This is a genomic window from Empedobacter sedimenti, from assembly GCF_030005555.1.
GTDB lineage: Bacteria > Bacteroidota > Bacteroidia > Flavobacteriales > Weeksellaceae > Empedobacter > Empedobacter sedimenti.
Genome location: NZ_JASCQG010000003.1, coordinates 1 through 26,262 on the forward strand (window position 1 = coordinate 1; position 26,262 = coordinate 26,262).

General features: G+C 31.4%; 23 protein-coding genes. 11 read left to right on the forward strand and 12 right to left on the reverse strand.

Annotated features, from left to right (window positions below):
* Positions 1-91 precede the first annotated feature (91 nt).
* The 7 genes from QHG34_RS03830 to QHG34_RS03860 form a co-directional block, all read right to left on the reverse strand.
* Complete coding sequence (locus tag QHG34_RS03830; RefSeq protein ID WP_282628852.1) at positions 92-760, reverse strand: hypothetical protein; 669 nt, start codon at positions 758-760, stop codon at positions 92-94.
* A gap of 123 nt (positions 761-883) precedes the next feature.
* Positions 884-2,212 (reverse strand): DUF11 domain-containing protein, encoded by a 1,329-nt coding sequence (locus QHG34_RS03835; protein WP_282628853.1) that lies wholly within the window; start codon positions 2,210-2,212, stop codon positions 884-886.
* Positions 2,213-2,219: 7 nt separating this feature from the next.
* The gene (locus QHG34_RS03840) at positions 2,220-2,789 is read right to left on the reverse strand and encodes a hypothetical protein (protein ID WP_282628854.1); all 570 of its coding nucleotides are present in this window, start codon (positions 2,787-2,789) and stop codon (positions 2,220-2,222) included.
* A gap of 562 nt (positions 2,790-3,351) precedes the next feature.
* On the reverse strand, positions 3,352-4,728 hold the full coding sequence (locus tag QHG34_RS03845) for a DUF4302 domain-containing protein (protein ID WP_282628855.1): 1,377 nt from the start codon (positions 4,726-4,728) through the stop codon (positions 3,352-3,354).
* 1 nt (position 4,729) lies between these two features.
* The gene (locus tag QHG34_RS03850; RefSeq protein WP_282628856.1) at positions 4,730-5,650 is read right to left on the reverse strand and encodes a substrate import-associated zinc metallohydrolase lipoprotein; all 921 of its coding nucleotides are present in this window, start codon (positions 5,648-5,650) and stop codon (positions 4,730-4,732) included.
* A gap of 1 nt (position 5,651) precedes the next feature.
* Entirely contained in the window at positions 5,652-7,124 is a 1,473-nt protein-coding gene (locus QHG34_RS03855) for a RagB/SusD family nutrient uptake outer membrane protein (protein ID WP_282628857.1), read from the reverse strand.
* Between the two features lie 11 nt (positions 7,125-7,135).
* Entirely contained in the window at positions 7,136-10,465 is a 3,330-nt protein-coding gene (locus QHG34_RS03860; protein WP_282628858.1) for a SusC/RagA family TonB-linked outer membrane protein, read from the reverse strand.
* A 572-nt stretch (positions 10,466-11,037) separates the two neighbouring features.
* Between QHG34_RS03860 and QHG34_RS03865 the strand changes: the two genes are divergently transcribed.
* From QHG34_RS03865 to QHG34_RS03880, 4 genes are all read left to right on the forward strand, one after another.
* Entirely contained in the window at positions 11,038-12,063 is a 1,026-nt protein-coding gene (locus QHG34_RS03865; protein WP_282628859.1) for a DHH family phosphoesterase, read from the forward strand.
* Positions 12,063-12,590 (forward strand): FKBP-type peptidyl-prolyl cis-trans isomerase, encoded by a 528-nt coding sequence (locus tag QHG34_RS03870; RefSeq protein ID WP_282628860.1) that lies wholly within the window; start codon positions 12,063-12,065, stop codon positions 12,588-12,590. Before QHG34_RS03865 ends, QHG34_RS03870 begins: the two co-directional genes overlap by 1 nt.
* A gap of 27 nt (positions 12,591-12,617) precedes the next feature.
* Positions 12,618-13,697: a peptidylprolyl isomerase gene (locus QHG34_RS03875; RefSeq protein WP_282628861.1), complete on the forward strand. Its 1,080-nt coding sequence runs from the start codon at positions 12,618-12,620 to the stop codon at positions 13,695-13,697.
* Positions 13,698-13,798: 101 nt separating this feature from the next.
* The gene (locus tag QHG34_RS03880) at positions 13,799-16,018 is read left to right on the forward strand and encodes a glycoside hydrolase family 2 protein (RefSeq protein WP_282628862.1); all 2,220 of its coding nucleotides are present in this window, start codon (positions 13,799-13,801) and stop codon (positions 16,016-16,018) included.
* A gap of 40 nt (positions 16,019-16,058) precedes the next feature.
* Here QHG34_RS03880 and QHG34_RS03885 read toward each other — a convergent pair whose 3' ends face one another.
* A complete protein-coding gene (locus QHG34_RS03885; RefSeq protein ID WP_282628864.1) occupies positions 16,059-16,298 on the reverse strand; it encodes a hypothetical protein in 240 nt (79 codons plus the stop codon).
* 172 nt (positions 16,299-16,470) lie between these two features.
* On the opposite strand from QHG34_RS03885, the gene QHG34_RS03890 reads away from it, so the two are divergent.
* Positions 16,471-17,742 (forward strand): esterase-like activity of phytase family protein, encoded by a 1,272-nt coding sequence (locus QHG34_RS03890; protein WP_282628865.1) that lies wholly within the window; start codon positions 16,471-16,473, stop codon positions 17,740-17,742.
* 57 nt (positions 17,743-17,799) lie between these two features.
* Here the strand turns inward: QHG34_RS03890 and arsC are convergent, their stop codons facing one another.
* Complete coding sequence (arsC, locus tag QHG34_RS03895) at positions 17,800-18,144, reverse strand: arsenate reductase (glutaredoxin) (protein WP_282628866.1); 345 nt, start codon at positions 18,142-18,144, stop codon at positions 17,800-17,802.
* Positions 18,145-18,182: 38 nt separating this feature from the next.
* On the opposite strand from arsC, the gene QHG34_RS03900 reads away from it, so the two are divergent.
* From QHG34_RS03900 to QHG34_RS03920, 5 genes are read left to right on the forward strand one after another with little or no spacing between them, the layout of a single operon-like run.
* The gene (locus QHG34_RS03900; protein WP_282628867.1) at positions 18,183-18,590 is read left to right on the forward strand and encodes a DUF6146 family protein; all 408 of its coding nucleotides are present in this window, start codon (positions 18,183-18,185) and stop codon (positions 18,588-18,590) included.
* Positions 18,591-18,623: 33 nt separating this feature from the next.
* Positions 18,624-19,022 (forward strand): hypothetical protein, encoded by a 399-nt coding sequence (locus QHG34_RS03905; RefSeq protein ID WP_282628868.1) that lies wholly within the window; start codon positions 18,624-18,626, stop codon positions 19,020-19,022.
* A 45-nt stretch (positions 19,023-19,067) separates the two neighbouring features.
* Positions 19,068-20,168: a peptide chain release factor 2 gene (gene prfB, locus QHG34_RS03910; protein WP_282628869.1), complete on the forward strand. Its 1,101-nt coding sequence runs from the start codon at positions 19,068-19,070 to the stop codon at positions 20,166-20,168.
* 22 nt (positions 20,169-20,190) lie between these two features.
* A complete protein-coding gene (gene trkA, locus QHG34_RS03915; protein WP_282628870.1) occupies positions 20,191-21,558 on the forward strand; it encodes a Trk system potassium transporter TrkA in 1,368 nt (455 codons plus the stop codon).
* Positions 21,558-23,099 carry a TrkH family potassium uptake protein gene (locus QHG34_RS03920; protein ID WP_282628871.1) on the forward strand — a complete coding sequence of 514 codons (1,542 nt, stop codon included), beginning with the start codon at positions 21,558-21,560 and terminating at the stop codon, positions 23,097-23,099. The genes trkA and QHG34_RS03920 overlap by 1 nt, the downstream gene beginning before the upstream one ends.
* Here QHG34_RS03920 and QHG34_RS03925 read toward each other — a convergent pair.
* Complete coding sequence (locus QHG34_RS03925; RefSeq protein WP_282628872.1) at positions 23,096-24,070, reverse strand: glycosyltransferase family protein; 975 nt, start codon at positions 24,068-24,070, stop codon at positions 23,096-23,098. The genes QHG34_RS03920 and QHG34_RS03925 overlap by 4 nt on opposite strands.
* 1 nt (position 24,071) lies before the next feature.
* Positions 24,072-24,896 carry a UDP-2,3-diacylglucosamine diphosphatase gene (locus QHG34_RS03930; protein ID WP_282628873.1) on the reverse strand — a complete coding sequence of 275 codons (825 nt, stop codon included), beginning with the start codon at positions 24,894-24,896 and terminating at the stop codon, positions 24,072-24,074.
* A gap of 91 nt (positions 24,897-24,987) precedes the next feature.
* Between QHG34_RS03930 and QHG34_RS03935 the strand changes: the two genes are divergently transcribed.
* Positions 24,988-25,200, forward strand: a complete 213-nt coding sequence (locus QHG34_RS03935; RefSeq protein WP_282628874.1) for a heavy-metal-associated domain-containing protein — start codon at positions 24,988-24,990, stop codon at positions 25,198-25,200.
* A gap of 63 nt (positions 25,201-25,263) precedes the next feature.
* On the opposite strand, the gene QHG34_RS03940 is transcribed toward QHG34_RS03935, so the two are convergent.
* The gene (locus tag QHG34_RS03940) at positions 25,264-26,055 is read right to left on the reverse strand and encodes a T9SS type A sorting domain-containing protein (RefSeq protein WP_282628875.1); all 792 of its coding nucleotides are present in this window, start codon (positions 26,053-26,055) and stop codon (positions 25,264-25,266) included.
* Positions 26,056-26,262 lie beyond the last annotated feature (207 nt).

A 26,262-nucleotide genomic window follows, 5' to 3' on the forward strand; every position in this document is an offset into this window, starting at 1 on the left:
AAATATGGTAAGGTCAAAAATCCTAATGATTTTCCTACATTTCAAATTAATCAAAATAATAATACAATAATATTAAATAAAAACTATACTTTTAAATGTTCCTAACAAGGGGAAGATTACATAACGATTCGTCGTAACGTTTTAGTTTTAAATAGAGAGAAGCATAATCACTATACAAATAACCATATTCTCTGTCCAAGTTTTTATCATCAAGTTTGTTTAGTTCAATACTTTTTTGATTGATATACTTCCAAATAGAATCTGTTTTTAATTGAGTACTATAAACGGAAATCAAATTATCATAAGCCCAAATCCTTTGAAATTTGTCTATATTATCCTTACTTTCTTCCTCTGAAAATTTATAAGAGTATTTTAATTGTTTGTAATAATTATCTAATGCTACATTATACGAATTTATATTTTCATAAATGTTACCATTTACTCTATGCAACTCGCATAAAACAAAATAATCATCATTATTTAAATAATCGTTTTTTAAAGTTTCTAAACTCGAAATTGCTTTTTTATGATATCCTAAACTATTCAATGCCTTAGCTTTATTAAGATATCCTTTTTTAATTCCTTCTATATAATTAAGCTTTTTTGAATCTTCGAGGTTTTTATCAGTCAATTTTAATGCTTCTACCCAATCATTATTATTATAATAGTTATAAGCAGTTACAAAATTATCATCAATTTCTTTTTTTGTCTGGGCATAAATAGTAGTAGTAAAGTAGAAAAATAATATAATAAATTTCATCTTGTGGTTAAAAAAATAATATATGAAAAAACTTATCAAATAGAATTTGATAAGTTTTGGGGTGCAAATATATTTTATAAAATGTATAAATATACTTAATATGTATAAATAAAATTTATAGTACTATTTAATGAATATCATAGGATTAGAGATCATTCTATTTTTCTTTGCACTTTTTATTTCTGGCGAAACTGAAGATGAGTTATTACTCATATCAGGATCAAACTTTGTTGATTTAATAATTGCTGTGTTTTTATATTGTCCAGTAGGTAAAACTTTTGCTTTTACAATCAATTCTGGCTCATCTATAGCTACTCTTAATGTACCTATCGTCCAAATTCCATTAACATATGTTCCGAAATTGGGTGTTATAGTATGAGAAATATACTCGTAACCAGAAGGTAAAATATCCTCAATAACAGCATCATTATTTATATATGGTCCTAAATTTTTTGGTCTGATTTTAAATTCAATAATATCTCCAGCTTTGTATTCTTTATCTTCAACTAAACTTTTTTCGACAGCCAGATCACTTCCATCAACACCTTGTAGTTTTTCGATAATAACTCCAGACTCCATTGTTGTATCAGAGACGTCTGCAATTGCAATTTTAAAAGTATATTTCTGACCAGGAACTAAGTTTTTCAAATCATATGTAATAAGTTTCGTCAAACCATTCCATTCAATATAAACATCGCGGTTATACGTTTGTAAATCAGGATCATCAGTATTCCTCATTAACATATTTGGATAATCATTTCTAAATATTTTGGTTGTATGACCATTATTAATATACAAATTGCTTTGCGATAAATCAGTAGGTTTCATAGGTTTACTCCACGCACCAGAACTTCCTCCGTACTTACCATAGTTAATGTTGTTAATTGTTATAGGCTGACTATTTGTCGGAAGTTTTGCCATGTTTTTAGTTCCCGTAATACCAGGTCCTTTTACAAAAAATCCAAAAACATCATTGTATTGTCCACCAACATAATCTGGATACTCTTCAGATCCAAATTGAAAAGCTACACGAAGTGCAGTTAATCCAGGATCTAACACTACATCAAACTCTAAAATAAACGAATTATAAAGCGCTTGATTATCAATAGCTGTTAAATCGCTATCGTTATAACTTCCTCCATTTGGTCTGGATTTATTTGCTGATAAATTACGACTTAAAACATCTTCTTTCGCATTTCCTGTAGAAACAACTATTCCTTTATCGATCTCAAAATTAGCTTGGTAACCTTTCTCAAATGTTAATACTTGTTTATTAATGTTTCCATTAATTAATCTTGGATTAGACAATTTAACACCATTTGCTTGAATGTGATTTAAGATTTCGTACAAACTTGGTTGTTCATTTACAATTGTAACTGGACTAACTTGAGCAAATGAAATTTGACTAACAAAAAGATTAACAATAAGAGTAAAACATATAAATATTCTCATCTCTTACTTACTTTACAACAAAAACAACATTCATAAAAGAAACATCAGATGGAGTACCTTTCACAACATATTTCATTAATCCTTCTTCAGAAATTGTAATATTATCAATTACATTGTTATCATAATATGTGATGTAATAATACAATTTTTTAGCATCTGCATAATATGGAATAGATGGTTTTGCATTTGCACTTTTTACCATCGGGTTTTCAAATTGATTTTTATAAACATTAAACAAATCAATTTGCTTTGCACTACCAATTGTATTAGTATCAACTACCATAGATGGCATATAAAAAGAGCGAACTGTAGTTCCTAAACAAATCCATTCTGGAGCAGTTTCGTTTCCAATATTTTGACTTAAACATTTATTTTCTTTGTCATAAATCAACAATCCGTTTGCTGGTTTATTGATTGTATTTCTTTCTTGTAACGTTAATCTTGGTATTAAAACTCCTCTATCATTTGCTAATACATCTAATAACGAGCTTTCGTGTGGATTTTCAGTATTAATTCCTACTTGCGCAAAACTTAAAGTACCAATAAAAGTTAATGCTAATGTAATTCTCTTCTTCATAATTTTTCAAAATAAAAGGATAAAAGCTTTGATTAGGTTTATCAAAGCTTCTATCATTAAAATGCTATAGATTTAAGCTAGTTAAAGAGTTGGAGCAAAATTATTTAGAGAATTTATATAAATCAGTATATCAGCATATCACACAAATAACAATAATCACAAATGATTAATTATCAAGATGTAACACTTTAGAAAATCGGAAAATATAAATAGATGAAACTACAATGTGATAGGTTTGTAGTATGTTGTAAAATAGATAAAAAGCTATTATGTTTATTAATAATATCTAAAAACTTTTTAAATAAAGAGGAAGTGACTTAATCTATTTAAAAAAGTAGAAGTTAATTATTTTCAGGAAGTAAAATTTCAATTGAATATTAACTCAACATTTTTTGGTTTACCTAACATTTACTTTACAATAATAAGGATTTGTATTAATATAAAACAAATCTATTTATGAATAACAATTTATTTATACTCATTTTCAATAACCTTATTTTGCAAACAAAAATAGAGCAAAAAAAAGAGGATGTTAAAAATAACATCCTCCATGTTTTAAAAATTAATTCTGAGCAGTTGAATCATAGTTAGAAAGTGCGAATGCAGTCTTTCTACTTGACAATGACGAAACCGCTTTCAGAGTAACTATTGGAAAAGGATAAACGACGTTATAATTTTCTCGCTTGAATAGTAAACCTTTAGGATCTAATAAATGATTATCTAATTTTCTTAAGGATTCTGTAATTAAAAGTGAAGATGTACTCCATTTTTTGTGTTTCAGAATAACAGCGTTATTCTCTCCACGAACAATATCCACATAATGAGAAATAATCACGTTTCCTGAAAAATAATAATCAATTTTATTCACAACCTCACCTCCTTCTGTAAGGTTAAACATTAGGAAAATACGAGTAATTGTACCATTAGTCGCACTTCTTGCATCTGCAACCATTTTCTTACCATATGGTGTATTTCCTTTACCATCTAACCCGCTGAATAATTTGATGTGAGTTGTGACTAATTTTTCACCTTGCAGAATTGTATTTCCTAACTCAAATGCAGATCCATCACTTACTTCATCTGTAAATTTAAGGGAAACTTGACCTTGGCTTCCTTTCGCTACATACGCTTTTGAAGCAGCATCAAAGAAAAACTCGCTCAATTCTTCGTTACCAACTTTTACAGCAGGATTCAAAACAATACTATTATTTTTCAATCCAATTCCGTATCCATCGTTGAATGTATCCATAGGATCTGGTAAAGAAAGATCCATAAAACGTCTTTGTTTATTGTAACTAAACATGTAAGATTTTACTTTAGAACCTTCTTTAATTTCCATTACACTAAAAAATGGATCATTTTCTGTTCCAACCAAAGCAGCATCTTCTGTCTTAAAGTTATTTTCTATAGATGTCCAATCTTCAGCTTTTGCTTTTTGGAAAACAATTTTGACGTTATTTCTTGACGTTCTGAAATGGATGTCACCATTTTCATCAATTTTATCAAAAACAAATTCAAAATCTCCTTTGTAACCAGCTCCTTGCTGAGCTCCAGGTGAATTATTAGAATCTGATAATAAATGAATTTTATTTTTTGTTGTAAAAACTAACGCCGGAGCATAACTTGATTTCAATTCAAAATCACTAATTGATGGAGTGATTGAAGTTTGATCAAAATCTGAAATCATTTTTACTTTACCATCAGCTTCAAACTTCATGATATGTGTATAACCACCAAACTGGTTATTATCAGTAAAATAGATCATTTTCCAACCATCTTTTGCACTTAAAAGAGCTTTACTCATTTCAGATTTAGCTTCTTCTAATCGTTCAGTTGGTGTTTTGTCAAAATTATTAATATCATCGTCACTACAACCTATAAATAATGTAGAAAACACTAACATAGGAACAAGGGATAATTTTATATATTTCGTTATCATCTTATTTCTTATTAAATGAGTTAAAAACTAACTGAGAATTTTTGTTTGCTTCCTCAACCAAAGCATAAAAATCAATATTAAATTGCTCTTTGTAATAAGCAACAACAATTTGCTCTTTCGCTTTGATTAATTGTCTTGCCTTTTCGTTTTTGATTGCCGCAACAATTGCATCATATTCTGGTTTAGAGAACACTAACATGAAAGAAGCCATTTCTGCAAAATCTTCGTCAACATTAGATTGAGAATAATTTGTAATGTATCCTTTTTCTCTCGCAACTGCATCTGTATCACTGTACCAATCAGACTTATATTGTCCTAATCCTCCATTCTTTACAATAGCCTCAAATGTTTTTCTGTCATAAGGTTTTGTTTGATTAAGAATGTGAATGTACTCGTGCTGAATTGTTTGAATAAACACTCTCGTTTTTGCTTTTTTCTCTTCTGCTGTACGAGCAGGATTCTGAATATATGATACTAAATTATCCGTTTCGAAAAGTGTAATACGTGTTCCTGCCTCTGCATATCCAAGAGTTGTTGTTCCTGTTGTGTTTTTGTTTACACCACCAATCATTACAATTTCTCGTGGAGCTAATTGCTTAATGAAATTCTTACCTCCTACTGTAGAATATGTATCAATCCAAAGCTTTTTTACGATTTCCATTGCTGGCTGTACATTAGCTGCATCTGGTGGAAATAAATATTTGTTATAATCTACAAATTGCGCGTCCCATCTATATAATACTTCGATATTATATGGTAACTCGAAATTATCTTTCAACCAAAAATCTGTTTGACTTGGGGCATATGGTAAAGTATCTTTCAGAATACTTGCGCCTAATTTATCATCGTCTTGATCACAGCTTGTTACCATTGCGAACGAAGCTGCTACCATTGTATATTTTACTAAACTAATTAATCTCATTTTATCTTGGATTTTGTTCTATACCTGCTGCAACTACGTGTGCTGGTAGCGCTACAGCTCTTCTTAAATCGTCTTTCTTCAGAACTTGTGCTGGTTCTCCTAAAATAGCGTGTGTTACAACAATATTGTGTCTTTTGATATCTAACCAACGTAAACCTTCGTGATAGAAATCTAACCTTTTCGCTTCAAGAATTGCTTTCAACATTACTCTTTGATCTGCGTTTAAAGCATAATAAGGTGTAAACTCGTCCGATTTTACAGTGTAAAAACTTTTTAGTTTATCAAAAGTCACTTTGTCTTTCGCAGCATCATATCCATTTGTTCTTGTAGAAATAAAATAATTGTAGCCTGTCAAAGCCTCATCCATTCTATTTAACATAACAAGCGCTTCTAACCTATTAAGGTAAGCTTCATCATTTGATAATAATGTGTAATTGATGTATGGATAACCAATTCCAGCAGTTTGATTTGTATATTTAAAATACTCATCGAATTTCGGAAGAAAGTCATTAATTCCGTTTGTAGATACTGTTGAATAATACCATGCTTTCCCTGTAGGATTTGAAGCTGCTGTAAAAGTAGAAACTGCTTTTTCACTAGGAAATGCGAAACGATCGCGTGTTATTTTTCTTCTGTAAGTAGAATATTGCGTTGACAATAATAAATTGGTTTCTAAAGAACTTGACGAATAATTAGCTAATCTCTCGTAAATTCCTAATTTTGACCACGCTTGATAATCTCTCAAATTAATTGGAGATGATCCTAAATATCCGGCATTTTCTATAACTTTATTCCAATCTCCTTTTACTAAATAAAAACGTGTTGCAAATGCTTGAGCCGCATTTTTAGTAAAATGATATTTCTTTTGAGCGTAATCGTTACCAACAAGTTTCAATCCTTCTTCTAAATCATGTTCAATAGAAGTCATTACTTCTTTTACAGATTGTCTTGTGTATTTTTTGTTTAACGATTTTTCAACTTCTTTTACATAAGGAATTCCCAATGTTTTATCTGCAGTTGAAGGATTATAAGCTAAACTAAAAAATTGCAACAACATAAAATGGTTGTATGCTCTTGCCATTAAAGCTTCACCTTTCTGAGGATTCAAAGAGCTTTTGTTTCCTAACTCTTCAATCGCTTCTAACGCTTGGTTAGCATGAGCAATCGCTTTGTAACTAGCATCCCAAAATGCAGAAGGTGTATCTCCTCCGTCATCTGTAACTGTTTCCCACTTATAAGAACGTGTGTTGTTCTCATTAGTAGCAGGTATATTTTGTGTATCAAATACATTATCAGACATTGTTTCTGCGAAAACAGCATACGAATAGTCTGGATATGCGTTAACTAATATTTCAGAAATTTTTTCTGGCGAATTTAAAACTGTACGATTATCTGGCATTTCAGATAAATAATCATCACAGCTAGAAAAACATAATGTTGCAGCTATTGCAATTAAAATATTTATTTTTTTCATTTTATCAGAAATTAGAAACCAAGGTTAAGTGTTAATGTGTATTGACTTGTAATTGGAGTTGAAACTCCTCCTGATCTGAAGAACTCTGGATCTTGTCCTCTTAATTTTTTATCAGAATAAATCAACCATGGGTTTGTAGCATTAAATTTTAATCCGAAAGATTTCAAATCAAATTTATTCTTCAAACTTTGTGGAAATTCAAATCCTAAAGAAATATCTTTTAATCTTACAAAACCTCCGTCTGCAATGCGTTCGTCCGAATAGTTGTATGCATTATACAATTTTTGCATGTTTGACGATCCATATTGATTGATTAATCGTTGATCTGCAATTACAGGTGTACTTGTTAATTTTTCGTCTCCAGGTCTCATCCAACGATTTACAAAATCTTTTGTAAATACTGTTAAATCATCGTAAGAACTTGAGTAAATAGGATTTAACCTAATTTTATTTCCTCCAGAAGCCACAATCAAGAATCCGAACGACCAGTTTTTGTATTTCAATGTATTCGAAACACTTATCGTTTTATTTGGCTCTACAGATCCTTCATATTTTAAATATTTTGCAATGTCTTCATTATCCTGAAAATTAATTGCAGACATATTCATTGTACCTTCGTTCGTTAACAAAATTGGTAAACCTTGATCTGACAATCCTTGAAATTGGAACGAATAAATACTATTTCTTGGGCGACCAACCATGTTACCACCAGTTGCTCCAACCAAATCAATTACTCTTGCTTTATTTTCTAATTTTTTAATTTCTTGATCATAGAAAGATGCATTCCATGTTGTAGACCATTTGAAATTTGGAGTTGCAATATTTTGATGAGTTAAAGAGAATTCGATACCTCTTGTCGTCATATCAGCATTATTTCCTTGTTTCAAACGCTCGCCTCCAATACCAGAAGTAATAACATAATCAATCAAATCAAATGCATTTCTTTGGTAAATATCAGCTACAAACTGAATTCTGTTTTTGAACATTGCTAAATCAATTCCGATATTCGCTTCGTATTGTTTTTCCCATGTTAAATCAGCGTTCTGTAAAGCGTCAATGTACAAAGAACTCTCTCTATCTTTCGTGTATTGTCTTAACGAAATGGCATTTCTGTAAATTGCCAATGAGTTTGTTGCTGGACCAGAAGTAGCTGTTAATCCGTAAGATCCTCTTAAACTTAAACCAGAAATAGTAGAACTCGATTTCAAGAACTCTTCATTCTTCAAATTCCATTTACCACTCACCGTATACGTTGGTAACCAACGAGAATCTGTGCTGCGACCTTGTCTGTTTGATGCATCGTATCGACCTGTTAATGCAACAGTATATTTACGATCATAAGTATATCCTACTTTACCAAAGAAGCTGACAGTTCTTTCCTTTTCTTCACCAAAACTGAAGTAAGAATCTCCATCGTTAATAATTTTTTCTAAAAGTCTTGGATCAGTAAAAGGAACCATTCCTTTATCATATTGTAATCCGAATGCAGTAAAATTATCCGATGTACGATCTACAGAACGCATTTCTTGTCCTACAAAAGCATCTAACTCGTGTAAAGAACCAAATGTTTTGTTATATCCTAAACTGTTTCTTACAATAAAAGAAGTCAAATCATTTGTTAATGATCGTCTAATTCCTCCATTCGGAAGTACTCTTACTTTTGGTGCAGTTGGATCGTTTGGATCTTGATACAAATAAATGTTTGCATCTCTAACAATTGTCGTTTCGTCAGCATTATATGCTTTGATTACGTTAGACCCTTCGTACATATCGTGTACAGTCTTTGTAACCGCATAACGAGCAGAAGCATTGAAATTATATCTTAATTCTGGCAAAATTTTGTACTCACCTTCTAATTGAAAACGAATATCTTTTACATCTAACTCAATTTTATTATTTTGTAATTCATTCAAAATGTTAAAATCTGCCCAGTTGTTTCTAAAATACTCATATTCACCCAAATCGTTGTAAGCACGTAAAGCTCTACTCGTATTTAAAGCATAGTTGAATGGATTGATATCAAAATCTCTGGTTGTACTACCAAAATAAGCATCTTTGATACTATTATACGTTCCCGGCGCTTTTTGCTTACGCACAGAAGCAATAGTAGACAAGGTTACATTTAATTTATCATTGATAAAAAATGTATTCTTAATATTTGATGTTAATCGTGTTACTTTATCCGCAATAGACCATCCTGGATCGTAGTACAATCCTGTCGAAGCAAAGAATGCATTGTTTTTACCTCCTCCAGAAAAACTAATTGAGTGATTTTGTGTAATAGATGGTTTGAAAAGTAATTTGAACCAATCTGTATTAGCCATTTCATACTTTCTTAAAAAAGCATTACGATCAACCGGATTATTCTTAACACGGAAAGTCTCAGTATTTGGATCAAAATCATAAATAGCTTTTGACAACAAATTATAAACTCCTCCGTAACGTCCCTGAGAAACTGATGGTAATGATAAGAATCCTTTTGAACGCATTTCTTGCAAAATACCCATTGTTTCTTGAGAATTTAAAATATCATATTGAGAATATGAAGGAACCATACGCATTGTTTGTTCTTGCGAATAGTTGATTTTTAATGCAGATTCTCTTCCACCACTTTTTGTCGTAATTACAACAACACCATTCATCGCTCTAGAACCATAAATAGATGTAGCCGAAGCATCTTTCAAAATCTCAATACTTTCTACATCATCACTGTTTAAACCAGCAACAGCAGAACTTAACAATGTACTTGAATTTCCTGAAGCTAAATCTTCAAAAGAGACATTTACAACATCTTCTTGTACAATTCCATCAATAACCCATAATGGTTTAGTATCTCCAAAGATTGAAGAAGATCCACGAACTGTAATCTTTGGCGCTGTACCAAAAGTACCTGTAACATTCTGTACATTAACCCCTGCAGCCTTACCTTCTATCATTCTACTTACATCAGCTACCCCTTCTACTTTAAGATCTTCGGCAGAAATTTTGCTTGCTGCACCTGTAAACGTACGTTTAGACAATTTTTCGTATCCCGTAGAAACAACAACTTCATCTAAATTTACTTTTTCACTAGTATCGACTAATTTTATTATACCTAAATTAATCGTAGTTACTTTATACTCTTTTCCATTAATCAATAAAATGTCACCTATCTTTGCATCGATATCAAACATTCCATTCTCATCTGTATAAAAAGCTTCGTTTTTACCCTTAATTTTAACTTCTACATCTGCCTCAGGTATGTTATACGAATCTCTTACTTCTCCTGTAATCTGTGCAGCGACTACAGAAGAAAAAAAGAAAAACGAAACAACACTTAAAGACAATAATTGTTTTTTCATGTGTTAATTTTAGTGTTAAATAAATGTTATAAAAATTGAATTGCTAAAATATAAACTTCATTTAGAATAAAAAATCAATTATCTGATTTAAGAAATATTTAATTATTAATTTTCGTATTATTTTAAATTTTAATTAAAAATTTTCTAATAATAAATAATTTTATAGAATATTATTTTATGAATATAATTTAGTAAATTTTAACAAAATGATAATATTCAGCCAAAATTTTAACTAATAAGCGTTAGTTAACAGTAACTTATAACAACTGAATTATATTCACTATTTTGAAGATGTGATAGAAAATTGTTTGAAACTTTTTCTAATGTTAATATTTTGTTAAACAAGTTTTAATCTTGAATTATTTATATAGATAGTGAATAATTATTTGGCATATAAAAATAAATGAATTATTTTTTTATCAAATCAATAACACACTTAGCCATTTTAACTCAAATTAAATTTAATCTTAGAATCAGTAAACAATCTAGAAGAACTAAACTAAAGACTGAACCACTAATTTTTCTTCCTCAAAGCAGTTTACCATTTCAGTTGTTTTTCTATCTTTGCGTTTATGCAAATGACAAATTTCGAAGAGTTAAAAACTCTTTTAAAATCGGCACCAAAAAAAATAGCTATTCTACCACACAAAAATCCTGACGGAGATGCGATAGGTTCTACATTAGCTATGTTTCATTATTTAAGAAAATTAGGTCACACATGTAATATTGTAGCGCCAAATGATTTTCCTAAATTTTTAAAATGGATGCCATCTGCAAAAGAGATCGTAATTGCGGACTATAAGCCTAAGGTAGCAGAAGCAATTATTCATCAAGCCGAACTAATCTTTATTTTAGATTTCAATACTGTAAAACGAATTGATGATTTAGGATTTTGGGTTGAACGCTCAAAAGCACCAAAAATATTAATTGATCATCACCGCGAACCAGATACATTTGATTTTATGTATTCGGATATCGAGATGCCTGCAACCTGTCAAATGGTTTACAATTTTATCGAAGCAATGAATGATTTAGATAAAATTGATAAAGGTATTGCAGAATGTATTTATACAGGAATAATGACTGATACAGGCGGATTCCGTTTCCGAAATACATCAGCAGATACACACAGAATTGTTGCAGAATTAATAGACAAAGGTGTAGAAGTAGATAAAGTAACCTCTTATGTTAACGATTCTCAAACACAAGGACGTTTAAAATTATTATCATTAACCTTACAAAATCTAACTTTTTTACAAGAATATCGCACAGCTTTTATGTTTCTAACGCGCGAAGATTTAGTAAAAAATGGTTTTCAGAAAGGTGACACAGAAGGTTTTGTAAATTACGGACTAAGTGTAGAGAATTACATCTTTTCTGTTATTTTTATTGAAGATACACATCATAATTTCATTAAAATTTCGTTACGTTCTAAAGGAGATTTTGATGTGAATGAGTTTTCTCGCAAACACTTTAATGGTGGCGGACATATGAATGCAGCTGGAGGAAGATCTGATCTTAATATGGAAGAAACGATTGCTTATTTACAATCACTTTTACCCGCATATAAAGAACAATTAGAAAAAGTTGTGATCTAATGAAAAAAATAGTTTTAGTTGGTTTAGCTCTTATCGGACTTACTTCTTGTGATCAAAAAGTTACACAATATCCTGTTTCTTATTCAAATGATGATTTTATGAAACGTTCACAAGAACGAGGAAAATTATTGCATCAAGAAGAATTGCAATGGTTTGATGATTACATGAAAACATCTGATCTAAAATTTGTCAAAACAAATTCTGGATTTTGGATTTCAAATTCAGGTCAAAGAACTGATAAAACAGCCAACGTTGGAGATTATATCGAATTTGAATATCAAGTATCTGATCTAGAAAACAATATTTTATATTCTTACAACGATAACAAAATTCAGAAAATAATTATTGGTAAAGCTGACATTGTAAGAGGATTACACGCAGCCTTACAATTAATTCCTGAAGGCGAATCTGCAAAACTATTACTACCTTCATTCTTAGCATACGGTGGTTATGGAGATACTCAAAAAATTGCTCCAGATACACCAATTATTATGGATGTAAAGATCATTACAATCAAAAAACACTAATTTTGAATAGTCAAGACTGTAAAATAAATGAAAAAATTATTATTAATCTTAACTGTCATTACTACCTTAGTTAGTTGTGGCGTTAAAATTCCAAAAACGATGAGTAAAGAAGAATTTAAAAGTTTAGAAGACGGATTGTATGCAAAAATGACAACAAATCATGGTGCAATGACAATCAAATTATACGAAGACCAAGCGCCTATGACGGTTGCTAACTTTGTTGGTTTAGCTGAAGGTACAAAAGAAAATAAAGCAAAAGCGAAAGGAGCTCCTTTCTACGACGGAATCGTTTTTCACCGTGTGATCAAAGATTTCATGATTCAAGGTGGTGATCCAGACGGAATCGGAACTGGTGGTCCTGGTTATGATTTTGAAGATGAATTTGATGCTACATTAAAACACGACAAAAAAGGAGTTTTATCTATGGCAAATTCAGGTCCAGCAACTAATGGTTCTCAATTCTTTATTACAGAAGTTCCTACTCCTTGGTTAGATGGACGTCACACAATCTTCGGACAAGTTGTTGAAGGTTTAGAGGTTGTAGATTCTATTGCAAATGTAGAAAAAACACCAAATGACAAACCAGTTGTACCAGTTGTTATAGAGAAAGTAGAAATCGCTCGTAAAGGTGATAAATACGCAAAATACAATGGAGCTGAAGCTTTTGAAGCTGCTAAAGCAAATCACGCAAAAAAACAAGCTGAAGCTGAAGCAAAAGTAAAAGCTGAAAAAGATGCTGAAATTGCACGTCAAAAAGAATTAGAAGCAAAAGCTCAAACAACTCCTTCTGGATTAAAATATGTTATTTTAGAAGAAGGAAAAGGTGCAAAACCTGTTCAAGGAGATGCAATTCAGACGCACTACACTTTACGTTTAAACGATGGTGAAAAATTAGATTCTTCTTACGACAGAAATCAACCATTAGATGTTACAGTTGGTGTTACAGGATTAATCCAAGGTTGGATGGAAGCATTAACAATGTTCAACAAAGGAACTAAAGTATTTTTAATCATTCCTGCTCAATTAGGATATGGTGACAGAGGAGCTGGAGGTGTTGTTCCACCAAACGCAACTTTATACTTTGATATGGAAGTTTTAGATAAATAATCTAATCAACTATAATTTAAAATCCACTCAATTGAGTGGATTTTTTGTTTTGTAATAGATTTAAAAATAATTACTTTTATACTTCTATATCAAATCATCACATGAAAAAAATTGCTTTGCTACTTCTTGTTTTCATAACAAGTCAATTCATTTTTGCGCGCCAAAATATTCCATTTAATCAAGATTGGGCATTCAAAAAAGGTCCTTTCAAAACATCAGAACTCAACTACTCTTCACTCTTTAAGGGAAGCTGGCAATTAGTTCAAATTCCTCATACTTGGAATGCGATAGACATGCAATCTAACCAAATAAATGCAGGTTTTTATAGTACAAATGAACGTTTTTATGTAGGCGATTCATACTATAGAAAAACCTTTACACCGAAAGCTGAATGGAAAAATAAACGCGTTTTTATCAAATTTGAAGGAGTTGGTGCAAATGCAGAAGTTTATATCAATACAAATCCACTAAAATCTACCATTAACAAAAACAATGTTAGTTTTCAGAGTGATGCAAATAACGGAACGTACAACTTTGTTGGGCGCCACCAAGGTGGTTATTCTGCTTTTGTTTTGGAATTAACAGGAATGCTAAAATTTGATCAAGAAAATGAAATTTTAGTTAAAGCTAATAATGAAGAAAATCCGGCTATAATTCCGACAAACCATGTTTTATTCCCTGTATATGGCGGAATTTATCGCCCTGTAAGTTTAATTGTTACAGATCCTATTAATATTGCTGTCAATGATTTTGCTTCTGCTGGAGTTTATATTTCTCAGAAAAATGTCAGTAAAAAATCAGCTGATATAAAGCTTAAAGTTAAATTAGACAATAAATCTTTACAAACAAAAAAGATTGAAATTGTTTCGTCTATTATCGATCATTCTGGTAAAACTGTAAAAACAATTCAAACACCATATACCGCTCTTCCACAAGGACAACAAGAGATTTTTCAAGAAGCTAAACTTACAAATCCACATTTATGGAATGGTTTAGACGATCCGTATTTATACAAAGTCGTAACACAAATAAAAGCTAATAGTCAAATTATTGATGAAGTGACTCAAACTTTGGGTATTCGTAAATTTGAGCTAAAAGCAAATAAAGGCTTCTTCTTAAACGACAAAAAATATCCATTGTATGGTGTTACAAGACATCAAGATCGTTGGGGAAAAGGTTCGGCTTTATCAAATGAAGATCACGACGAAGATTTAGCAATTATCAAAGAAATGGGTGCAACATCTATACGTTTAGCACATTATCAGCAATCAGATTATTTTTATTCGAAATGTGATAGTTTAGGATTGATTGTTTGGGCAGAAATTCCGTTTGTGAATCAAGTTACAACTTTAGAAGAAAATAATGCTTTACAACAATTAAGAGAATTAATTCGTCAAAATTACAATCATCCATCAATTTACACTTGGGGATTGCATAACGAGGTTTATTCGCCAAATAACTACACAATCGAATTGACAACGAAATTACATGATTTAGCTAAAACAGAAGATCCTGATCGTTATACAGTACAAGTAAGTGGCTATAATGTGGTTGATCATCCTGTAAATAATAATGCTGATATACAAGGAATTAATCATTATTTTGGATGGTACAATGGCGAAGTAGAGAACTTAACAGATAAAGAAGATGTGGAAACTTGGGCGAATGAAATTTCGAAAAAATTTAAAGACTTTAAAATTATTTTCTCGGAATATGGAGCTGAAGCAAAACCAGAAGATCAAGTAGAAATTACTGGAAATTATGGTAATCAATGGAGTGACCCAGCATTTTTTCCTGAAGAATTTGCAACAAAATTTCATATTGTGCATTGGGCTACAATAGAAAAACATCCAATTTTCCTGGGTTCTTATGTATGGAATACCTTCGATTTCGCAACACCAATTACTCGACTTAACGTTAATCCGAGAAATTACAAAGGATTGATTTCTTTTGACCGAAAAATCAAAAAAGATCCTTTTTATTGGTACAAAGCAAATTGGAGCAAAGAGCCTGTTGTATATCTTACTCAACGTAGAATGATAAACAGAGGAAACGAATTTACAACCATTACAATCTTCTCTAATCAAGGAACACCAACTTTGACTGTAAATGGTAAAAAGATAGAAAATGTAAAAAATGGATATAATAAAATACATTTTGTCGCTGATAATGTACAGTTACAAAAAGGAGAAAACATTGTAATTGCTGAAACAAATGTGAATGGAAAATTAGCCCAAGATAAAATCATTTGGAACTACGATCCCAAATATAAAACATCTCAAAAAGAAGCAACAACAAAAGATATTCATGTAGGATTATAAACATAAGACCACTCTAACGAGTGGTTTTTTGTTTATCAAATTATTTCTTTTGCTCAACAGCCAAATCACTTTCCGGCTCTTGGTTTTCTAATTTCTTTTCATACTTTTTCATAATATAATCAGCAGCAAGAGAAACTGCAATTCCACCAATTATACCATAAATAGATCGTTTTCCTAAAAATTTTGCCACTGTTACACCAGTAGTAGCTGCAGTAGTTAACAATCCTAATTTAGTTCCCTTTTCGCGTTGGCTTTTTGATAATGCATCTAGTATTTTCATAGTTTGGATATTTCCTCAAATACTAACAATTATTAAACCAAAAATATTATACAACAAACTATTCTAAATGTTTCTTTCAAATCAAGAAACCAATAAATTATTAATCTTAATTTATCTTTCCATTAATCTTAACTTTATATTGAGGAATTACTTTTGAGCGAAATTAATCAATATGAAAAAAGTACTATTTACAGCTATAGCGTTAATGAGCTTAATTGCTTGTAATGATGATGAAAATCCAGAATTAGATCAAAATCAAACTGAAAATTATTCGAAACTTCCTCAAGAGTTTCCTTTTACAAAATTAACAACACTAAATGGTGTAGATGTTATAAATGGAGGTTTTGGCTCTGGAGCAGCTGCTCACCCAACTCGTAAAGGAGAATTTTACGTGATTACAGATCGCGGTCCTAACACAGATTATTTAAATGGTAAAAAATTCTTAGCGCCTAACTTTACTCCAACTATTATGCATTTCAAAATAAATGCGCAAGGAAATATCGAAGTAATTAAATACATCAAACTTAAAAATCCTTCAGGGCAACCAATTACAGGCTTACCAAACCCAGAAGGCAAAGGAAGTACAGGCGAAATTGCTTACGATGCAAATGGAGCCATTTTAGGGACTGATCCTTATGGTTTAGACAGCGAAAGTATTGTAGCTGCTAAAGATGGTACTTTTTGGGTATCTGACGAATATGGACCTCACATTGTTCATTATAGTGGAGAAGGTGTAGAATTGGAAAGAATTAGTCCAATTGGTGTAAATACAGGAAACCGAAAATTACCAGCAGTTTTAGCAAAGCGTAGAGCTAATCGTGGTATGGAATCTCTTTGTATGACACCAGATGGTAAAACTTTGGTTGGTGCAATGCAATCTATGATGTATGTGCCAAATAAAAATTCTGCAACAAATAAAACATTGATTCGCATCGTTACGTTTGACATCGCGACTGGTGCTACAAAACAATTTTTGTACGAACAAGATGGAGGAAATTCTGATTCTGTTTGCGATATTACGGCAATTAGTTCTACAGAATTTTTAGTAATTGAGCGTGATGGAAATTACGGTTCGCAAGGTGGAATCAAAAAAGTATATAAAATTAATTTAGCCAATGCAACAGATGTTAATGGATCAGATTTAACAGCAGTTGATGGTTTAAAAATTAATAATAAAGCTTTAGAGCAAAGTACTTGGGCAGAGATTTCTGCAGCAGGGATAAAACCAGTTACAAAAACTTTGGCTGTAGATTTAGTTGCTAAATTAGGCTATGAACACGATAAATTTGAAGGTTTAGTTTATTTAGGAAACAACAAAATCGCTGTTTTCAATGATGATGATTTTGGCGTTGTTGACGACGGAAACGGAAACCCAAAAGCAAAAATATTACCTAAAACAGGTAAAGTAGACAAAGGAACTATGTATGTTGTAACCTTGAACTAACAATAAAAAACAAAAAATCATCAAGCAAAATGTTTGATGATTTTTTTTCTTCTATATTTACTTGATAAAATCTTCTAACAATTCTTTCGGACGTCCTACTACTCCACCTTTTTCGTCAACTACAATTGGACGCTGAATTAACTTTGGATAATCTACCATAGCATCCAAAACCTCATCATCAGAAAGCTCTTTACCTTTAAAATTAACTTTCCATTCTTCCTCATTTGTTCGGACGATATCTATCGGTTTCAGATTCAATTTCTTCAAAATAGCCTTCAACTCATCTTTTGTCAAAGTCTCTTTTAAATATTCTCTTACTTTAAAATCTTTACCTGATTCTTCCAATACTTTCATAGCATCTCTACTCTTTCCGCAACGCGAATTATGCAAAATCGTGTACATATCTGTAATTTTTAGTAAATTTAATCAAAATTAAAACGATGAAAAAGTTAATCCTTCTTATCAGCCTTCCGGTTTTGTTTTTGGCTTGCACAACCAATCAAACTTCACAAAACACTTCGATAAACAAAGATGAAAACTCGATGAAGTTTGAGCCAAATGAAGATGGCGAATACGATATTGTAGTTTTTGATCCTCAATATGATACTTATCTAAAATCTGTTGCATTACCAAAAGAGTATTATTCGAAAGCATATTACGAGCAAAAAAATCGTCAATATGCAATGATTTGGAATCAGCGTCACATGCAACCAATGACGTATAATCCAGATTTATACGCTGTGAGTATTGATCTAGATCACACTGTAGATTATGGTTATGAATTTGAATACAAACTATTTAACTTCTTTCGTTTTATAGAACAGAAATATCGTGTTAGAATTAGATAATATCAACTATTTTTGCAGCTCAATTTTACAAAGATGAATGAATATTCAACAAAAATATATAATCTAATTATAGAGGCTTTTCCTGATTTAGAAGGTCAAAACAAACAAGGGATCGAGCTTTTAGAGTTTCATATAGAAAACGAATATAAATCTGCTTTAGGAGATCTTTATATTCAGACCGATGACGATGACAAAATATGGTTACGTGCTACTTTTCCTTACACAACATATCATATTGATTCGCCAGAAGAATTGTTTTATATTTTGGAAGGTTTGATTTTTAATGAATTATTTTGGGTTGTAAGTTATGAAGACAACGATTGGGACGATACTTTTCTTATCTTGAAAGAGCAAGAAATTAAAACTGAAGAAGGTTTTACTTATAAAATTCTTTCATGGAACGGAAAAGATGATAAAATCATCGAAGCATAAAAAACTCATATTTATCTAATCTCCTATTTTTATACATTTGCACTTATGTTTAACAACGAATTACTAAAAGACATCCAAAAACGTACACAAGATTTACACGAATATTTGGAAATCGAACAAAAAGAAATCGAAGTTCAAAATGAAGAAGAACACGCTGCTTCTCCTGAATTTTGGAACAACCCGAAAGAAGCAGAAGCTTTTATGAAAGTTTTGCGTGGTAAAAAGAAATGGATCGATGAATACCAAACAATTGCAAATGCTGTAAACGATGTCGAAGTTTTAGTAGAATTTAACCGCGAAGGCGAAGTAACAGATGAAGAAGTACAAGAACAATATAATGTTGTAGCAAAACTTTTGGAAGATGTAGAATTCAAAAATATGCTTTCTGAAGAAGGTGATAATCTTGGAGCAATTCTACAAATTACAGCTGGCGCTGGTGGAACTGAGTCTTGTGATTGGGCTTCTATGCTGATGCGTATGTATTTGATGTGGGCAGAAAAACATGGTTATAAAGTAAAAGAGTTAAACTATCAAGCAGGTGATGTTGCAGGCGTAAAAACTGTGACATTAGAAATAGAAGGTGAATTTGCTTTTGGTTATTTAAAAGGTGAAAATGGTGTGCATCGTTTGGTCCGTATATCACCTTTTGATAGTAATGCAAAACGTCACACAAGTTTTGTTTCGGTTTATGTATCACCAATTGTAGATGATACTATCGAAATTGATATAAATCCTGCAGACATCGAGTTGCAAACTTCTCGCTCGGGAGGTGCTGGTGGACAAAATGTCAACAAAGTAGAAACTAAAGTTCAGTTAACGCACAAACCAACAGGTATTGTGGTGGTTTGTCAAATTGAACGTTCGCAATTAGCCAATCGTGAGCGCGCAATGGAAATGTTGAAATCTGAATTATACAAAATAGAGTTAGACAAAAAAATGGCTGCTCGAAACGAAATTGAAGCTAATAAGATGAAGATCGAATGGGGTTCTCAAATTCGTAATTACGTAATGCATCCTTACAAATTGGTAAAAGACGTCAGAACTGGAACAGAAACAGGAAATGTAGATGCAGTGATGAACGGAGATATAGATGATTTCTTGAAATCATTCTTGATGTTAATGGGACAAAAAGAAACTTCTAAATAAGTATTGACTTAATCTTTCTTGCATGAAAATTATTATTGGTGGCGCTGGCGAAGTTGGTTTTCACTTAGCCAAATTATTATCTAATGAAATGAATGATATTGTCATTGTCGATATGGACAAAGACAAATTATCTATGATCGAAAATTCGTTAGATGTAATGGCTTTTCGTGGTGATATTACTTCATTCAAAGCTTTGCGCGATGTTGGTGTAAAAGATGCAGATATGTTTATCTCTGTTACTCACTTACAAAACACCAATCTTACAAGTGCTTCTATTGCAAAAGAATTAGGCGCAACAAGAACACTTGCCCGAATTTCTAACCCTGAATTTTTGTACAAAGAAAATCAATTTTGGGTGCAAGGAATGGGAATTGATGCTTTAATTAGTCCCGAAAAATTAGCTGCTGACGAAATATATTCGTTGGTACAACAATCTGCTTTTAATGCAATGCACCCTTTTGCAAATGGTCAATTATTTATGGTCGGAACAGTTTTGGACAAAGACTGTAAAATCTTAGATAAACCATACAAAGACATGTATTTGACGACAAAAGGTGGTGAAGAAAATTTATTTACTCCTATTGCAATAATTCGTAGCAACGATCGCGGAGAATATAAAACAATTATTCCTGAAGCTGAAACTGAATTCAGAATTGATGATCATGTCTACTTTATTGTAAAGAAATCTGGTATTTTAGAAATTTATAAAATGCTAGGTAAAAAGCAAGAATATTTCAAAAATGTGATTGTTTTAGGAGGCGGAAGCATTGGTGTAAAAACAGCTAAATTACTGAAAGAAAATAAACACAATGTAAAACTAATTGAAATTGATCGAAACAAAGCTTTTGATCTTGCCGATGAGTTAAACAATATTCTGATTATAAATGGTGACGGACGAGATGGCGAGTTGCTGATAGAAGAAGGTATCTCAGATTCTGATGCTTTTATTGCCGTTACAGGAAGTTCCGAAACCAATATCATGTCTTGTCTATTGGCAAAATCTCGTGGTGTTAAGAAAACCATTGCATTAGTAGAGAATATCGATTATATACATCTTTCTCAAGAAGTTGGAATTAATGCTTTTATCAATAAAAAATTATTGACTGCTGATAGTATTTTCCGTTATATAAGACAAGGCTCTGTGATGGATGTAACTGGAATTTCAGATTTGGATGCCGAAGTTTTAGAATTTAGAATACATGAAGATTCTGAAATTGCATTCAAAAAAGTAAACGATTTCCCTTTTAAAGAAGGCGCTATCATTGCCGGAATTACAAGAAGAAATGACGGATTTATTCCGACTAATGATTTTATTATCGAGCCAAAAGATCATGTTGTTGTATTTAGCCAAGCGAATTTAATTCCGAAAGTGACCAAATATTTTAAATAATGAAATCGCTTAACATCAAAGTTATTCTCAACCTTTCTGGAGTTTTATTATTGTTAAATGCTTTATTCATGTTTATTGCGACATGTGTCAGCATTTATTTTAATGACCATTTAATCTATTCCTTCCTCCTTTCTGGTAGTTTAGTTGGATTAGCAGGAACTGCAATGATGTATTTTACACGTGATAGACGAAAACATATCAATAAACGCGAAGGTTATATTGTAGTTTGTGTTGGTTGGCTTTTCCTGATACTTTCGGGCTGTATGCCTTATGTAACTTCACTTATTTTCTTACCTAATGACCATATTATTACAGAAAATTTTAGTGTTGTTAATATTATTTATGAAACCGTTTCGGGATATACTGCAACAGGAACTTCTATTTATGATGATGTAGAAAGTTTACCTAAAAGTATATTATTTTGGCGAAGTACAACCAATTGGATTGGTGGTATGGGAATTATTGTTTTAACCATTGCAATTCTTCCTTTTTTGGGAATTGGAGGCCGTCAGCTATTTATGGCAGAGGCGCCAGGTATTTACACCGATAAAATTCATCCCCGTATCACAGAAACGGCTAAAAATCTTTGGTTAGTTTACCTTGGTTTAACGGCTTTTTTTGCAGCGCTTTTATATTTTGGTGGAATGAATTTATTTGACGCTGCAAATCACTCAATGAGTGTGATTGCTACAGCTGGTTTTTCTACAAAAAATGAAGGCATTATGTATTGGAACAACAATGTATTTATCCAATATGTACTAATTGCTATGATGTTTTTAGGAGGAACAAATTTTGCTTTGATTTATTTAATGATCAAAGGACAGTTCAAAAAAATATGGAGCAACGAAGAGTTTCGTTGGTGGGTTGGTTTATTAGCTGTTACAACTTCAATTGTTTTCCTTGCCCTTTTCTTCATCATTTATCCTAATTATTCTACCGAAACTTATTCGTGGTTCAACTTCGAACATTCGTTTCGTAGCGCATTATTCCATGTCGTTTCTATTGCATCTACAACTGCTTTATCGGTCGAAGATTACTCTAATTGGTTAAGTGTCACAACTTTAATCTTCTTTGCTTTATTTTTTATCGGAGGATCAGCCGGATCAACATCAGGTGGAATTACAGTAATTCGTCACGTTATTTTATTAAAAAATAGTTGGGTAGAGTTTAAAAGAATTCTTCATCCAAACGCAATTATTCCTGTTCGTTACAATAACAGATCGCTTAATCAAACCATTGTTTTCCACGTTATGGCGTTCTTCGTAATGTTTATGTTTACATGGATTGCCAGTTCCATTTTATTTGGCTTATTAAACTATGGCGTAACGATGAGTTTCCAAAACATCCTAACTTCACTTACAATTACGGCTTCTACATTAGGTAATGTTGGACCAGGTTTGGGCGAATACGGACCAGGAACTTCCATGAATAGTTTAACAGATAGCGCAAAACTTTTGTGCTGTTTTTTAATGATTTTGGGACGTTTAGAGCTTTTTACCATTCTAATTCTATTTACACCAGCTTTCTGGAAAAACAATTAAATATCGGCTTCTAAAATAACTTTTTGAATGATTTCTTCGGTTTGATCAGGAAAATCAACTTCAATTATTTTGGTTTGATCAACCCATTTTTGAATTTTATCTTTATCTAATTCAAACGCATAATCAACACCAACATTTTTAAGCGCCTCGCAATTACAAAGTTGCTCATATTGCCCTTTTATCGGAATAACAAAAAGTTTCTTTTTAAGATACAAACTTTCTGCTGGCAATTCAAACCCAGCACCACATAAAACGCCAGTACAATTCTCTAGAGATCTGGTAAATAAACGTTCATCAACTGGAAAAACATCAACATTAAACTGACTTGTAACTTCTTGAACAAAAGGAGAAAACACTTTCCATCTTGAATCTTTAATTGATGATAAGCAATCAATTATTTCATTAGGATGAAAACTTGGCAAATACACCAAATAATACTCTTCTTTTGAAGGGTTTAGCGCTCTAATTTTATCTCTAATTATTGGTAAAAAAATAGACTCATTGTACTGCTCGAAATGAAAACCATAGTACTGTTTTGTTGGTGCATAATATTTCAGAATCGTTTCTCCTGTTTTATTTTTCACTTTCGGTGTTTCGTCAAATAAAAGTGAAGCTTGATGACTTAGTCCTATTATTTCTTTCTTTTTCTTTCGTGCTGAATGTGCTGTAATTGGCTCAAAATCATTCAAAATAATATCATAATCTTCAATCGGAAACTGATTAACTTCGTTCCAAAACGATTTGAAACTATTCTCCTTAAAAATACGTTTATACGAAACTTTCCCCATCTGATTGTAAAATAATGACAAACCTTTGTGATGTTTAAACTGATAATTTTCGAGCTTTAATTGAGAGTTTGATCCACTGATAAAAACATCCAATTCACCATAATTTTCTAGGATTGGCAACATTTTTTGAGCACGAGCTAAATGTCCATTTCCCGTTCCTTGCAACGCATACAATATCTTCATCTTATTTTTGATTAAGTATAGATCCGATTAACTCGTCTAATGAATAATTAAACTCAATTTCTTCTAGATTTTGCATTAATTCTGCCTTGTGTTCATCAAAATAAAAGATTGACCATTTATCATCCACAAATTCCAAAGAAGAAAGATTTTCAATCCAATCACCAGAATTCATGTAAGTACACTCCCCTTTTTCGCTTTTAATTTTACGTAATTGTGGTTGATGAATATGTCCACAAATCACATAATCATACTGATTTTCTATTGCTAATTCTGCTGCAGTCTGCTCAAAATCATTGATATGTTTAACTGCTTTTTTAACAGAATTCTTAATTTTCTGAGATAAAGAGTAACGTTCTCTACCAAAAAACTCTAAACATTTATTAATCAAATAATTAATTTGTATTAATTTATCATATCCCCAACCTCCTAGTTTTGCAACCCATTTTGAGTGTTGAATTGAAGCATCAAATACGTCTCCATGAAAAATCCAAGCGACTTCGTTATTTTGTTTTAACATAAACTTATCCGTCAATGTTATGTTTCCAAAATTCATAGTCGTAAACTTGCGAAGCAATTCGTCGTGATTCCCAGTAATGTAAACAATCGGAATACCTTGCTCAGAAAGGTTTAATAAATAACTAATTACCTGAAGATGAGTTTCCGGAAAATAACTTTTCTTGAAATTCCAAATATCAATAATATCACCGTTCAGAATTATTTTCTTTGGATTGATAGATTGCAAATAAGCCAAAAGTTCTTGGGCTTTACAACCAAAAGTTCCTAAATGAACATCAGAAATAATAACTACATCAAGATTACGTTTCATTGATTTTTATTTAAATTTCCGAATCAAATATTACTTGAATGTTGCGTAAATCTTATGAAATCTTTATAAATTTGAGTCTAAATTGTAAATTATGAGCGAATTAAAATTCAAAACAAATATAAATTGTGATAGCTGTATCAAATCTGTTAAACCATTTTTGGACGAAGCTGTTGGAGAAAACAATTGGAAAGTAGATACTTCGGACGAAAAAAAAGTCTTAACAGTACAAACTACTGAAGACGCGGAAGAAGTTGTAGAAGCTGTAACTGATGCAGGTTTTGAGATACAGAAATTAGAAGATTAACTAAGAAAGCGATTCAAACTTAAATTTTGAATCGCTTTTTATTGAGATTTACTTTTATTAGAATTATTTCTTAATTACTTTCTGAGTAGACGATTTTCCATTCGAAGATGTTTTCACAACATAAGTTCCTTTTACCAAATCAGAAACATCAACATTCTGAATACCATTTATCTCAAATGATTTTACCAATTGTCCATTAAGATTATAAATCTCTACAATTGATTTCTCTTTCACACTAAAAGTTGCCGTATTTGTCCATAACGTATTTGTTACAGCTTTTACCTCTTTATTATAATCAGCAGTTGCAAGTGCTGGCTCTGTCGTAATTACCAGATTATCAACAAAAACTCTGAAAGCATCAGTATTTGTAATGATTTGTACTGTGGTATTTGCCAAACCTCCTGTAAAATTAATTGTAAACTTTTCTGTAGCTCCGCTCATTACAGCTTTATAATCAACCGATTTTGTTGCATATATTTTTCCTGAAGAATCAATCAAATTAATATCAAACTTGGCTGGAGTAATTGTCCAACCTTTTACATCAACTACAACTTTTACATTTCCCTTATCCGTTGATAAATCTAATGGTTTAGAATCTATGTTCCCAATAGCAGAACCACTTCCTAATTTCACCATTCCTCCAGCACTATATGCTTTAGAACCTTTCGGAAAATTAACTAAATTTAATGTTGATTTACCTCCATAAAGATCTGTTGCATCAGGTGATGTTGCTCCTGAAGATGTTGTATTTCCTCCTAAATTAAGCACATTAAAATCTTCTATTAAGACATTTGTTTGAGCAAAAGATAAAGTAGATAAAGCTGCAATAGCCAATAAAGAATAGATTTTTTTCATAAATAAAATTTTAAATTATATCACGAAAATATATCTTACCGAAAACTCTTACAATTACAACCTAATCATTTAATTAACACTTAATAAATGCATTACATTAATTTAAACTAACAATTAAAAACACATTAAAATAATTATAAGCAATTCCTAAACTTAATACACGTAGAGTCTACATTTTGTCTACATCAAATATTTAATTAACTGAAT